Origin of the sequence: Streptosporangium sp. NPDC020145 (assembly GCF_040631275.1) — a bacterium.
Lineage (GTDB): Bacteria > Actinomycetota > Actinomycetes > Streptosporangiales > Streptosporangiaceae > Streptosporangium.
Map to the genome: position 1 here is coordinate 97,679 of NZ_JBEXZT010000019.1, position 12,382 is coordinate 110,060.

10 protein-coding genes are annotated in these 12,382 nt (G+C 69.2%); 3 read left to right on the forward strand and 7 right to left on the reverse strand.

Features of this window, described 5'->3' with window-relative positions; translation table 11 throughout:
* Position 1 precedes the first annotated feature (1 nt).
* Positions 2 to 895, forward strand: a complete 894-nt coding sequence (locus ABZ463_RS28545; RefSeq protein WP_352010840.1) for a hypothetical protein — start codon at positions 2 to 4, stop codon at positions 893 to 895.
* A 273-nt stretch (positions 896 to 1,168) separates the two neighbouring features.
* Positions 1,169 to 3,028: a DUF4082 domain-containing protein gene (locus ABZ463_RS28550; RefSeq protein ID WP_362780743.1), complete on the forward strand. Its 1,860-nt coding sequence runs from the start codon at positions 1,169 to 1,171 to the stop codon at positions 3,026 to 3,028.
* Between the two features lie 88 nt (positions 3,029 to 3,116).
* Here the strand turns inward: ABZ463_RS28550 and ABZ463_RS28555 are convergent, their stop codons facing one another.
* The 3 genes from ABZ463_RS28555 to ABZ463_RS28565 form a co-directional block, all read right to left on the reverse strand.
* Positions 3,117 to 4,559, reverse strand: coding sequence for an O-antigen ligase family protein (locus ABZ463_RS28555; RefSeq protein WP_362780746.1), 1,443 nt, complete (start codon positions 4,557 to 4,559; stop codon positions 3,117 to 3,119).
* A gap of 3 nt (positions 4,560 to 4,562) precedes the next feature.
* Positions 4,563 to 5,354, reverse strand: coding sequence for a hypothetical protein (locus ABZ463_RS28560; protein WP_362780749.1), 792 nt, complete (start codon positions 5,352 to 5,354; stop codon positions 4,563 to 4,565).
* 122 nt (positions 5,355 to 5,476) lie between these two features.
* Positions 5,477 to 6,409: a hypothetical protein gene (locus tag ABZ463_RS28565; RefSeq protein ID WP_362780751.1), complete on the reverse strand. Its 933-nt coding sequence runs from the start codon at positions 6,407 to 6,409 to the stop codon at positions 5,477 to 5,479.
* A 307-nt stretch (positions 6,410 to 6,716) separates the two neighbouring features.
* Here ABZ463_RS28565 and ABZ463_RS28570 point away from each other — a divergent pair, with 307 nt between their 5' ends.
* The gene (locus tag ABZ463_RS28570) at positions 6,717 to 7,826 is read left to right on the forward strand and encodes an acyltransferase (protein ID WP_352011276.1); all 1,110 of its coding nucleotides are present in this window, start codon (positions 6,717 to 6,719) and stop codon (positions 7,824 to 7,826) included.
* A gap of 28 nt (positions 7,827 to 7,854) precedes the next feature.
* Here ABZ463_RS28570 and ABZ463_RS28575 read toward each other — a convergent pair whose 3' ends face one another.
* From ABZ463_RS28575 to ABZ463_RS28590, 4 genes are all read right to left on the reverse strand, one after another.
* Positions 7,855 to 8,751 (reverse strand): hypothetical protein, encoded by an 897-nt coding sequence (locus ABZ463_RS28575; protein ID WP_352010845.1) that lies wholly within the window; start codon positions 8,749 to 8,751, stop codon positions 7,855 to 7,857.
* A 66-nt stretch (positions 8,752 to 8,817) separates the two neighbouring features.
* Complete coding sequence (locus ABZ463_RS28580; RefSeq protein WP_352010846.1) at positions 8,818 to 9,717, reverse strand: glycosyltransferase family 2 protein; 900 nt, start codon at positions 9,715 to 9,717, stop codon at positions 8,818 to 8,820.
* A 17-nt stretch (positions 9,718 to 9,734) separates the two neighbouring features.
* On the reverse strand, positions 9,735 to 11,282 hold the full coding sequence (locus tag ABZ463_RS28585; protein WP_362780754.1) for an oligosaccharide flippase family protein: 1,548 nt from the start codon (positions 11,280 to 11,282) through the stop codon (positions 9,735 to 9,737).
* Positions 11,283 to 11,338: 56 nt separating this feature from the next.
* Positions 11,339 to 12,379 (reverse strand): hypothetical protein, encoded by a 1,041-nt coding sequence (locus ABZ463_RS28590; RefSeq protein WP_352010848.1) that lies wholly within the window; start codon positions 12,377 to 12,379, stop codon positions 11,339 to 11,341.
* Positions 12,380 to 12,382: the final 3 nt, after the last annotated feature.

The window sequence follows — 12,382 nt, forward strand, 5'->3', positions numbered from 1 at the left end:
GATGCGACGGCTCGTCCCGCTCGGTGTCCTGTCGGCGGCCGCGCTGGCCCTGGTGACGGCGTGCAGCACGTCGGGGGACACCCCGGGAGCCGCCTCGCCGACTCCCAGCGACCTCTCCCGCCCCGTGGCCCGCTGCCCCGGCCATCCCACCCCCGCCTGCACCGGTGTGCCGCCGGGCACCAAGCTGGAGAAGCTGACGCTGACCGAGCCCGGCGCCTACCGCGTCACCGAGCCCGGGAGCGTGCTCGACGGCGTGCACATCACCGCCGACCTGCTGGTGGCCGCCAACAACGTGACGATCAGGAACAGCCGGATCGACGGGCTGGTCATCAACGCGATCGGCCCGAAGACCTTCAGATACACCATCGTCGACTCGACCGTCGGCCCGGAGACCGGCTGCCAGTCGCTGCCCGGCGTCGGCCAGGACAAGTACACCGCCCTGCGGCTGCACGTCCGCAACCACGGCGACGGCTTCCGGGTCGGAGGCGACGACGTCGTCATCCGCGACTCCTTCGTACGGCTCTGCTCCAACCCCGACGACCACTCCGACGGCATCCAGACCTACGGCGGAGGCAAGGGCCTGGTCTTCAGCCACAACACCGTCGACCAGCGGGGCGTCAAGGACATCACGGCGCCGATCTTCCTGACCGACCCGAAGATCGTCGACGCGGTGGTCACCGACAACCTCGTCATGGGCGGCACCTACAGCATCCAGCTGCGTAACGGACGGGGCAGGCTCGTGATGCGGGGCAACAAACTCGTCGACGGGTCATGGGTCTACGGGCCGGTCGACTCCGAGTGCGAGAAAATCGACTGGGCGGACAACACGCTGGTCACGATCGACTCCGAGTACCGCGTCACCTCGACCGTCGGCCCGCTGAAGTGCGTGGGGTGACCGTTTTCGATCTTCATTTTCGGTCCCTGCCGTATACACGAAAAATTTGATCTTCGCATCGCCATCAGACCGATATGTCATAACACTTACGGATAATCATCTGAAAATGATGCGTATCTCTGGCCTCTGTCGTAACAATGTCCTCTGCACGAGGACCAAGCAGACATGTCGTCGAGCCGACCTCAGGTCGGTGCGGAGGTCAGAGAGATGGCCAGTACACACCCCCCTCGCCGGGGTGGGGAACCCCAGCACGGCTTATCCCCTCGCAAACGGATGCGTCCCGGCCTGGTGGCGGCCCTGGTCGTCGCCCTGGTGGGGGTGACCGTTCCGGTCGCCTGGGTCGTCACCCACAACGACGAGGTCACCGTCACGCCCGCGGCGGCGGCCGGGCCCGCCGCCTCCGAGGAGCCGGAACAGCCTCAGGAGACCAGTCTCTGGTCGTCGGAGGAGACGGTGAAGGCGCCCACGCACACCGACCGCTCCCCTGTCGAGCTCGGCACCCGCTTCACCGCCGCCAAGAGCGGCTCGGTGACCGGCGTCCGCTTCTACAAGGCCTCCGGCGAGAAGGGACGGCACACCGGCAGCCTCTGGGACTCCCGGGGCCGCCGCCTCGCCCAGGTCACCTTCCCCAAGGAGACCGCCTCAGGCTGGCAGGAGGCCCGGTTCGCCTCCCCCGTGCAGCTGCGGGCCGGCCAGGTCTACACCGTCTCGTACCACAGCACCAACGGCACCTACGTCGGCTCCCAGGCAACGGGACCGGCCACTTCCGGCCCGCTCAGCACGACGTCGCGCAACGCCGGGGTGTTCGGGTACGGCACCAGCGCCTTCCCCAAGCGGTCCAACCCCAAGGGCTACAACTACTGGGTCGACGTCGTCTTCCGCTGGCACGAGCGGCACCGCAGGCCGACCACCCCGAAGCCCACCTCCACCCGCTGGCCGTCCTCCTCCCCCACGTGGACGCACTGGCCGACCAGCAGTCCCACGGACCTGCCGACGGACCTGCCCACGGATCTCCCGACGGACCTTCCGACGGGCCTTCCGACGGGCCTGCCCACGCACAAGCCGACGCCGACCGCGACCTTCACCCGGACGCCCACGCACCGGCCGACCCCGACGCCCACGTGGACCCGCTGGCCGACCTCGGAACCCACCGACGAGCCCACCGAAGAGCCCACCGCGACGCCCACCCGGAGCAACACCCCCACCCCGACCAGGACCAGGACGGCTGAGCCGACCCCGACCAAGTCCCCCACCGGGACCCCGGAACCGACGCGCTCCCCGAAGCCGACGGACTCCCCCGAACCGACGGACTCCCCCGAACCGACGCACTCCCCCGAGCCGACCAGGCCCCAGGAGCCGGGCGACCGTAGCTGCGACGGCCACCCCACCCCCGACTGCACCGGTGTCCCGCCCGGCACGAGGCTGACGACCAAGAGCCTGAACGACGGGCACAGCTACCGGGTCACCACGGCGGGGGCCGTGCTCGACAGCGTGCGCATCCCCGGCGACCTGGTGATCACCGCCAACAACGTGACGGTCAGGAACAGCCAGATCGACGGGAGGGTCATCAACGAGTACGGCCCGAACACCTACAGCTTCAAGATCTTCGACTCGACCGTCGGTCTTGAGAACAAGTGCCAGAGCCTGCCCGGCGTCGGGGAGAGCAAGTTCGCCGCCGAGCGGGTGCTCGTCAGGAACCACGGCGACGGCTTCCGGGTCGGGGGCGACAGCGTCAGCATTCGCGACTCCTTCATCGACCTGTGCTCCAACCCCGACGACCACTCCGACGGCATCCAGACCTACGGCGGAGGCAAGGGCCTGGTCTTCGACCACAACACCATCGACCAGCGGGGCGTCAAGGACATCACGGCGCCGATCTTCCTGACCGACCCGAAGATCGTCGACGCGGTGGTCACCGACAACCTCGTCATGGGCGGCACCTACAGCATCCAGCTGAAGAACGGGCGCGGCACGCTGATCGTGCAGGGCAACCAGATCGTCGACGACAGCTGGCAGTACGGCCCGGTCGAGGCCGACTGCGACAGGATCAGGTGGAAGGACAACTCGGTCGTGACGATCGACAGGAACTACAACGTCACCTCCATCGTCAGACCGCTGCAGTGCGAGGGCTGACACTCCTTCATCCGGCGTGAGAACGGGGCGGGCGCGCACGCGTCCGCCCCGTCGTCGTGTCGGGCCTCCGGGCGCCCTCTCCCGGGGCTCAGCCCTGCGCCGCCGAGCGCCCCGACCGGCCGAACAGGCGCCGCATCCCCAGCTGCGCGGCCTCCCGCCAGGTGAGGCGGTGCGTGCGGGGCCGTGGTACGGCGGTGCTCACCGTGGCGCGCAGCAACGCGCCCGTCGCGCCGATCAGCACGAAGGACAGGCCGGTCACCGTGGCGAAGGACATCAGGTCGAAGGTCGCGGCCCCGATCAGCGGGACCACCAGGCAGGAGGCCAGGGTCAGCGCGAGGTCCCTGACCGCGGGGTCGGTGCTGAGGTGGCGGGCCCTGAGCGCCGAGTAGATGCCGCACACGAACATCGCCACGACCGCCCCGATGCCGAGCAGTCCCGTCTCGACCGCGGACAGCAGGTACTGGTTGTCGAAGACCTGGTGCTTGGGGGCGTACCAGGTGCCCATCCCCCGGCCCAGCCACAGGTGCTTGGCCAGCTCGTAGGCGGCCACGTCGTAGTCGTGCGTACGGTACTGGATGCTGTCGTCGCTGCCCGCGTTGGCGAACAGGTTGTAGAAGGTGTTGATGAGGCCGGGGACCGCGATCCGCATGCCGACCAGGAACACCAGCGCGACCAGCACCGCCTGGACACGCCGCCTGGCGGGCCAGCCGAGGAACAGCACGAAGGCGACGCCCGCCAGGCTCAGCACCGCCGAACGGGAGACCGAGAACATCAGGCCGAGCGCGATCAGGCCCGCGCACGCCCACCAGCGCAGGGCGGGCTGGGCGAGCTGACGGGCCTTGAAGCCGTAGTGGGCGGCCAGCGGCAGCACCATCGCGCAGATGACGCCGAACTCGATGGGGTGGCCGGTGGTCGCGGCCACCCGGCGGAACTCGGACCTGGCGATGATGGAGGCGTCCTCCGAGGTGTACCGCAGGCCGGGCAGCGCGAGATAGCGGGTGAGGTCGAACTCGATCAGGAACTGCAGGGCGCCGACCAGCGCGACGGCGGCGCCGGTCACCACGACGGTCTTCAGCACGAAGTCCAGGCGGTCGGCACCCCGGACCCCGTCGCACATCATCAGCCCGATCCCGGCGTTGGCCACCAGCAGGATCAGCGCGTGGTCGGCGAGGTTGAGCTCGTCGGAGGGCAGGTAGCCGTACGTGGAGTAGCCGAACGTGGCGATCATCGCGGTCAGGAAGACGAACAGCGCGGTGCGCACGGGGGTTCGTCCCTTGGCCATCCCCAGCGTGGTGGTGAAGTGCGCGAACATCCAGCAGAAGACGGCCAGCAGGGCCATGAAGTTGGCCGGGGTGAGCGAGAGCGGGATGCCGCGGAACACCAGGCGGGCCGGGATGATCGTCAGGGAGACGACGAAGAAGCTGACGAGGGTCGCGCCGTCGGCGTGCCTTGGCAGCGGCGGGGCGAGGTCACGGGAGACGGCTCGCGCGCTTGCGGTGGAGCCTCTGGTGGAGGTCGAGGAGGACGCCACGGGTCACGGCCTCGTGACCGGGGAGCCCGCGGGCAGACGGCCGTTGAGCCGGCCCGCCACCGGCTCCGCGGGAGGCGTCGCCTTCCTGGAGGTCCCCGGCGGGGTGCCCGGGTCTCCTCCGGCCTTCGCCTCCGCCTCCTCACGGCGCCGCCTGCGGTTGGTGACGAAGCTCTCGACGGTGAACGCCATGAACAGGCTCGCGATCACCCCGACGCCCGCCGCCGCGGCGACGGCGCGCATCTTGCGTCCGCGCTGGGCCAGCGGCTCGGTCGGCGGCACCGCCTCGTAGGCGCTGATGTAGGTCGCCTTCGGCGCCTTCACCGCCTCCTGGCGGTTGATCAGCTCAAGCTTCGTCTTGGCGATGACCCTGACCACGATGTCCTTGGCGGCCTGCGGCGTCGAGCTCTCCCCTTCGATGAACACGTACGGCCCGGTGGCCAGCGACTCGATGTTGCTGCTGCCGTTGTTGACCTTGAAGGCCGTGTCGCCGCCCTCTACCGCGCCCAGCTGGGTCGCCATGTCGGGGGTGCCCATCGCGGCGATGAGGATGGAGGCCGAGATGCTCAGTCCCCGGTCGAAGTTCAGCATCGGGTTGGTCAGGCCGTTGGGCATGCGGGGGTTGGTCGGCAGGCTGCCGCCGGTGGTCGGCGTGGTCAGGATGAGGACGGCTGAGGAGGTGTAGGTCGTGGGAACGGTCGAGTAGATCCCCGCCGCCGCGACCAGCGAGAGGACGAAGGTCGGCAGGACCACGTACCAGCGCCGGAACAGAACAAGGACTGTTCCCCAGAAGTCCACGCGCGCCTCCCCGAACCGGATCGCGGCCGCCGTGACCGTGATCCGTCAATGTCATCGCCCGCACCGGCGGGCCGTTACTGTCCCGGCCTGCCGTACGGCGGGGCCCCGGGCTTCCGGAGATGTCATTTCCGCTCGTCCCGCCAGCCGACCCGGGTGAAGACAACCGTGTCCGAGGCCTGGTCGTGCTGGTCCTCGTCGTCGACCACGACCACCAGACCTGCGGACTCGTCTTGGAACGGTCCTTCGCCGGAGTCGGAGACGACGGGTGCGTGCGGCACCATCACGGGCGGGTCGGCGGCCGGGGTCCTGCTCTCACGGCCCGCTCCCGCGGCCTCCCAGGCCTGCTCCTCCTGGGCCTCGCGCTCGTCGCGCGCGGCACCCGCGGAGTCCTGCGGAGGACGCCTGCGGCCTCCCCTGATCTGGGTCACGCCGTACACGATGCTCAGGCCGCCGAGGAGCACGAGGAACATCGTCGCGCCCGCGGCGGTGAGCTTGCCGGAGATCTTCGCCGTCGGGACGGAGGAGGGCACGACGTCGACGACCGTGATGAAGGTCGAACGCGGGGCCTTGAGCGCCTGCTGACGGTCGGCGAGTTCCTTGCGGATGCGCTGCTTGGCGCGCAGCACGACGTCCTGGGCCGCGGCGGCCGACCTGCTCTGCACCTCGACGTAGACGAACGGGCCGTTGGTGCTGATGCCCAGCAGGTCGGGGTTGGTCCGCCCGTCGTTGATCACGATCTGGGTGGGGCCGTTCGGGACGACGCCGAGTTCGGCCGCGACCTCGGGGGTGTTCATGGACAGGATGAGAATGCCCGAGGTGACGCGCAGGCCGTCACTGAACTGCAGGAGCGGGTTGGTCAGGCCCAACGGCTTGGTCGGGTCGGCTGAGAGCGTTCCACCGGTGGCCGGGGTCGTCAGGACCATCGACGCCGTGGACACGTAATAGGTCGGCAGCAGGAAGAAAACCAGGCTCGCGGAGATGATGGACAGGACCGCCAGGGGCGGGCCGATGGCCTTACGTCTGGCGAGACCGAAAATGGTCTTCCAGAAGTCCATATGCCTCCGCCCCTCATTCACACCGGGGCACAGCGAACCCCCGAGACAACACAGTTACCCATCGCCGAGTGCGCTCTTCCTGTTACATGATCGAAAGGAGGCCGAGCCTTCGGCGCCCTCTGGGGATGTTACGTCTGGGGACCATACAGCGATAGACCCGTTGATAGGCCAAGATAGGGTAGAAATCAGGAGCCCGTGAGGGCCCGAGACGGGAGTTGATCGGATGGGGTCGTCCCACCAGGACGCCCAGGAAAGCCGGCCAGAGACTCCCGCTGAGACGCTCGCGGGTCGCGGCAGGCTCGCGGGACTGGACGGTATCCGAGGCGTGGCCGCCCTGTTCGTCATGCTCCACCACTGCTGGCTGATGGCCTTCCCGGGATTCCCGGCAAGCGCCGGGCCGGTTTGGCTTGGTTTTCTCCTTTACGGACACTTTGCCGTAGTGGTGTTCATTGTACTGTCCGGTTTCTCTCTCGCGGTCTCCCCCGCCCGGTCCGGATGGCGGCTGGGCAGCCTGCGGAGATTCGCCCGGCGACGCGCCTGGCGCATTCTGCCGCCTTACTGGGCGGCCCTGGTCTTCAGTCTGGTGATCGCCTGGACACTGGCCGCCCAGCCGGGTGAAGGAGCGCCGACCGCCAAGTCCGTCCTTGTTTACGGTCTCCTGCTGCAGGACGTTTTCGGCGCGCCGAGCCCCAACGGGGCCTTCTGGTCCATCGCCGTCGAGGCCCAGCTCTACCTGCTCTTCCCGGTGATGCTGATCCTGCTGCGCAGGGCGGGCGCGGTCGTGATGCTCGCCGCCGTCACCGCCGTCGTCGCGGTGATCGGGCTGCTGGCGCCGAGCGTGCACGTGGTGAGCATGCTGCTGCGGCTGACCCCCCAGTTCGCGGTGCTGTTCGCGATCGGCGTCGTGGCCGCGGGCGTCCTGGCCGCGGGCGAGCGGGTACGGCGGCTGCCCTGGCAGTGGCTGGCCCTGGCGGCCGCGCTGCCGGTGCTCGCGGTGATCCTCGCTCGCGGCTCGGTGTGGACGGTCGGGAACTTCTTCTGGATGGACATCGCGCTCGGCCCGGCCGTCGGCCTGACACTGGCCGCGATCGCCACCGGCCGGGCGAAACTCCTGATCAGGCTGCTCGACCTGCGGCCGATCCGGAGCCTCGGCTCCTTCTCCTACACGCTCTACCTGATCCACGCGCCCATCGTCGTGACGGTCTTCCTGCTGGTCGTCGCCCCGAACGTGCCCACGGGGCTGCCCGCCTTCCTGGTGGGCACGGCGCTGGTCGTACCGCTGTCGCTGGTCACGGCCTGGCTGTTCGCGGCGGTCTTCGAGCTGCCGTTCCAGCGTCACCGGAGCTGGCCCGCGCTCCGTACGGCGATGCGGGCCAGGATGTCGCGGACGCGCGCGGAGGTACGCCCCGCGCCCTGACGGCGGGGGCGTACGGTCGGCGCGGTCCTCAGCTCACCCGGGCGAGAGCCTCGGCCTCGTACGCCAGCGCCAGTTCCTCGGGCATCGGGTCGAGGTCGGCACAGCGCACGAAGTCGCGCAGGGTGGTCCCGGTGCAGGCGGCGTCCACGTTCACCGCGCCCCTTCGCGCCCGGACGTCGTCGATGTTCACGGTACGGAAGTCGATGCTGAAGCGGGTCCTGCCGGAGGTGTTCGGGACCGTGGAGTGCAGTTGGGCGCCGGAGAACAGCATCACCCCGCCCGGCTCGGGCACGACCCGTACCTGCGGGTCGAGCTCGATCGGCTCCTCCGGCTTCGGCTGTTCCCTGGTGTCGCTGCGCACGTGCTGGGCCGCGGAGAGCCTGCTGCTGCGGTTCCACTCGGCGTAGTCGTAGCGGGCGCTGCCGTTGCGCACGGGGGCGTCGAAGTAGGCCGGGTGGAAGGCCATCACGTTCTCCGGCACCACCGGGTAGATCGGGATCCACCAGTTGACCTGGTTGAACGGCGCCGAGTACCAGCAGTCCCGGTGCGGGTGGAAGGCGTAGGAGATGCCGGAGGTGAGGTAGTCGTTCGAGGTCGAGGTACGCATCCTGGGGACGTCGAAGTAGGTCCGGTCGAGCCGGCAGCCCAGCTCCTCCAGCACGGCCGGCAGGAGCTTCTTGCACTCCGGGTGGTGGATGAACCGGGGCTTGAGGTCGGCCAGCAGCGCCGCGAACTCCTCGACCTGCATGTCGTACTGGGCGGTCTCCGGGTCACGGTCGCCGAAGGCGTCGGCGATCAGTTCCTGGGCGAAGGCGATGAGGTCCCTGGAGGCGGGCGTCGAGGAGTAGACGAACACCTTCCCCTCGTAGAGCAAGCCGCGCCGGGTGTCGTCGTCCACCACGCTGTTGGAAAAGACGGTGGTCATCCTGTGCTCCTTGTCCGCGACGTTAGGGGCTTACGGGGGTTGGCTGGGGTTGGGGTCTCACGGTGGTCAGTTCCCGGGCCTGAGCGCCCCGGTGGCCAGCCGTACGAGCTTGCGGCTGCGCCGGGACACCACCCGCCGCTGGCGGCGGGTGTACATCTGGCGGGCGGCGGCACGCGCGCGGCGCCGCTGTTCCTCGGTCAGCCCGAGGTCGGCCTCACGCAGCCAGTGGAGGATCTCCATGTACTGCAGGGTCGTCGAGAAGTGCACCTGCCAGCCGGGGACGCCGAGACGGCCGCTGATCACGTTCATGCTCTCGTGCTTCCAGTGCCGGTGGGCGAGCACCTCGTGCACGTGGCCCCACGGCCCGGCCAGCGCGAGCTTGGTGGCGAACACCTCGTCCTCGCGGAGCATGTTCCGCCGGGGGATGGACATCACGGGCTCGCGGCGCATGAGGCCGTACAGCGGATCGATCAGCAGGTGGCTCTCGTTGAGCAGGCGCAGCATCTCGGCGAACCGGTCGACCGGGTCGTCGGAGAGCAGCCCGCTGCCCTCGTAGGCGCTGGTACTGGTCGTGCCCTCCGGGTCGGTGTAGGACATCTGCGTGGTGACGAGGATGAGCCGCTCGTCCGCCGCGAACGCCCTGAGCGTGGTGGAGACGTAGTGGGACTCCAGCCGGTCGTCGTCGCCGATCCACCGGAAGAACGTCCCCCGCGCGTTCCTGCCCGCGTACATGAAGTTGTTGAGCAGCCCGATGTTCTCCGGGTGCCGCCGGTAGACGATCCGCTCGTCCGAGCGGGCCAGTTCCCTGCAGAGCTCCTCGGTGCCGTCCGTCGAGGCGTTGTCGCAGATCAGCAGTTCGATGTTCCGGTGGTCCTGCGCCAGCACCGACCGGATCACGCCTTCCAGCCGATCGGCGCCGTTGCGCACCGGAAGTCCGATGGACACCAGTGTGTCGGAATCAACCATCCGATTTCCTTCTCGGGTCAACGTGAACGTGCCGGGATCAGCCCGGTCACCCGGCTGCCCAGTTGCTTGAGTACCGCCTGCGGTACGACGACCAGGACGTAGACGAGCAGCCCCGCGCCGCCGGCCACGGCCAGGTGGACGAAGGGGATGCCGTCGCTGATGACGGTGACGAGCGTCACCGTGACGGCGGCGCAGAGCACCCCGCCGAGCATCGGGCGCCCCAGGGCGGAGACGACCGGGCCCAGGACGACGCCCGCGCGGCGCATCGTCAGCACGGAAAGCGGTACGGCGACCACCAGCGCGACCACCGCGTGGGCGATCGCCGCGCCGCGGATGCCGCCCACCTGGGCGCCCAGGATCAGGCTGGGAATCAGCGCGACCGCCCAGCCGAGGTTGAGCCACATGGTGGCCTTGGTCGCGCCCATGGCGGCCAGGATGTCCACCACCAGCGCCGTCATCATCCGCACGACCATGAGGACCGACAGGAAGCTCAGCACCTCGGCGGCCGGTTCCCAGCGCGGGATGTACAGGAAGCCGATCACCGCGGGCGCGAGCACGCCCAGCAGGACACCGAACGGCAGCACGATGGACAGCAGCAGCGGTATGGCCCGCTGCACCCCCTCGGAGACCGAGTCACCGCCCTGCTCGGCGAGCCTGGAGAAGCTGGGCAGCGCGACGTAGCGCACCGCGGTGCCGACGAGCCCGGGGACCCAGCTGGAGATGTTGAAGGCCAGCAGGTAGAAGCCGAGTTGCTCGGCGCCGAGGGCGTCGCCGACGATGACGGAGTCGACGTTGAGCAGCAGGCCCTCGATGCCGAGGGTGACGCACAGCGGCAGCCCGAAGACCAGCAGCTTCTTGGCCATGGCGCGGTCGAGGCCGAAACCGACCTTGACCCTGGCGTACAGGACGACCAGCACCCCGGTGGCGACGGCGCCCAGGAGCTGACCCCAGGCGAAGCTGTAGGCCCCGGCGCCGTTGGCGGCAAGGGTGATGGTGACCGGCGCGGTCACCAGGAAGCCGACCAGGTTGGCCTTGGTGAGCTTGTCCTGCTCGAACCTGCGCAGCAGCGCCGCGCTGCGCACGGCGGTCAGGCCGTAGACCAGGTTGACCGCCGTGAGGACCCGGATCACCCCGGTCGCGCTCTCGCTGCCGGACATCTCAGCGAAGTAGGGGGCGAAGACCCAGAAGAACGCGTACAGGAGGGTGCTCGACGTGATCGCGACGACCGTCGCCGTCGGCGCCATCTCCTCAAGCTTGCCCCGCCACTGCACGGTGGCCGCGATGATGCCCGCGTCGTTGATGTAGATGACGAACTGGCTGGCGGCCAGGGCGATGGCGAAGATGCCGAACTCCGCCGGCACGAGCAGCCGGGCCATGACCAGGCTCATGGCGAAGGAGCCCGCCTTCATCACCATGTTGCCCAGCACGCTCCACCGCAGCCCCCGGCCCGCCTGGCGGCCGATCTCCCCGAGCTGGGAGGCGGGCGTGTCCGGCCCGCCCTCCGGATCGGGGGCCCCGGACTCCGCCTTCGTCACGACCGGCCCGGAGTCCCGCGTGTGTTCCATCTCTTACCTTTCACCGTTCGCCGCCGAACCGCCGTCGCCGCAGCGTCCCGGTCCGATCAGGCGGGCTCGTGGACCCGCTCAAGCCAAATCTCCCGCCAGAACGGGAGGAACTGCCGGGGGCAGCTCACGCTGTACGCGCCCGCGCAGACGATGTCCTCAAGGATGATGCAGGGGCTCTTCATCGTGAGCATGCGACCGGTCTTCTCGTCGATGCACCGGTCGACCCGGGACAGGACCCGCGCGGTCTTCCCGCAGTACCGCGACATCTCCTCCTCGAACCCCATCCCCCGGTTGAGCAGGTCCTGGTTGAGGGTCTTGAGGATCTCCTCCTTGGGCTTGATCCGGACGAGCTCTCCCGGCTGGAGGTCGAGCGTCATGCTCGGTGTCGCCCCGGTGAGCCGCCCCTTGACGAAGCCCCATTTCAGGCCGCCCCTGATCTGCAGCCACGACGGCAGGAACCGCCGGCTGCGCTCCTGGTAGCGGTTGAACAGGCCGACCAGGAGCGCGCGGAGCGTGAAGAACACACTCGCGTTGCCCGTCTTCACATCCGTGACGTACTGCCCGAACTCCTTCAGCGGCAGGCAGGTCGGCGCGGCGCGCAGCAGCTCGGTCGCCTGGCAGGAGTAACGCTCCTGCCCGTCCTCCCCCGGCTCCTTCCTGGACGCCACCTCCAGGATGGGCAGCAGCGCGCGGCCCTTCGCCAGACCCCCTCCTGACCCCTCGGCCTCCTTGGCCGGTTCCGGCTCCGGGGAACCGGGATCGACCCGCTTGAGCCAGGACTCCTTCCAGTACATCAGGCAGGCCGTCTGGCATCCGCCGTGCGCCGACCCGTCGCAGCGCGCCCCGGTGAGGTGTACGGCACGCTCCATCCTGCGCATGCCGCTGCGGCTGATGGTGTCGCACAGTTTGTAGGCGACCTTGTGCACGGTGAGCCGCTTCCCGCAGAAAGCCAGCATCTCCGGCATGAAGGGCAGCTCGTCGAGCTCTCCCCTCTCGTCCAGAGTGGCCATGATCTCGGCCTCGCTCAGGACCTCAACCGTCTCCCCCACCCGGAGGTTGAGCACCCCGGGCTCCGTGACGGCCTGCAACCGCGTCATCTC

Excerpts from the sequence above, each read along its gene's own strand:
- ABZ463_RS28550 (WP_362780743.1), top strand. The coding sequence starts at position 1,169 with ATGCGTCCCGGCCTGGTGGCGGCCCTGGTCGTCGCCCTGGTGGGGGTG.
- ABZ463_RS28580 (WP_352010846.1), bottom strand. The coding sequence starts at position 9,717 with ATGGTTGATTCCGACACACTGGTGTCCATCGGACTTCCGGTGCGCAAC.
- ABZ463_RS28565 (WP_362780751.1), bottom strand. The coding sequence starts at position 6,409 with ATGGACTTCTGGAAGACCATTTTCGGTCTCGCCAGACGTAAGGCCATC.
- ABZ463_RS28585 (WP_362780754.1), bottom strand. The coding sequence starts at position 11,282 with ATGGAACACACGCGGGACTCCGGGCCGGTCGTGACGAAGGCGGAGTCC.
- ABZ463_RS28575 (WP_352010845.1), bottom strand. The coding sequence starts at position 8,751 with ATGACCACCGTCTTTTCCAACAGCGTGGTGGACGACGACACCCGGCGC.
- ABZ463_RS28545 (WP_352010840.1), top strand. The coding sequence starts at position 2 with ATGCGACGGCTCGTCCCGCTCGGTGTCCTGTCGGCGGCCGCGCTGGCC.
- ABZ463_RS28590 (WP_352010848.1), bottom strand. The coding sequence starts at position 12,379 with ATGACGCGGTTGCAGGCCGTCACGGAGCCCGGGGTGCTCAACCTCCGG.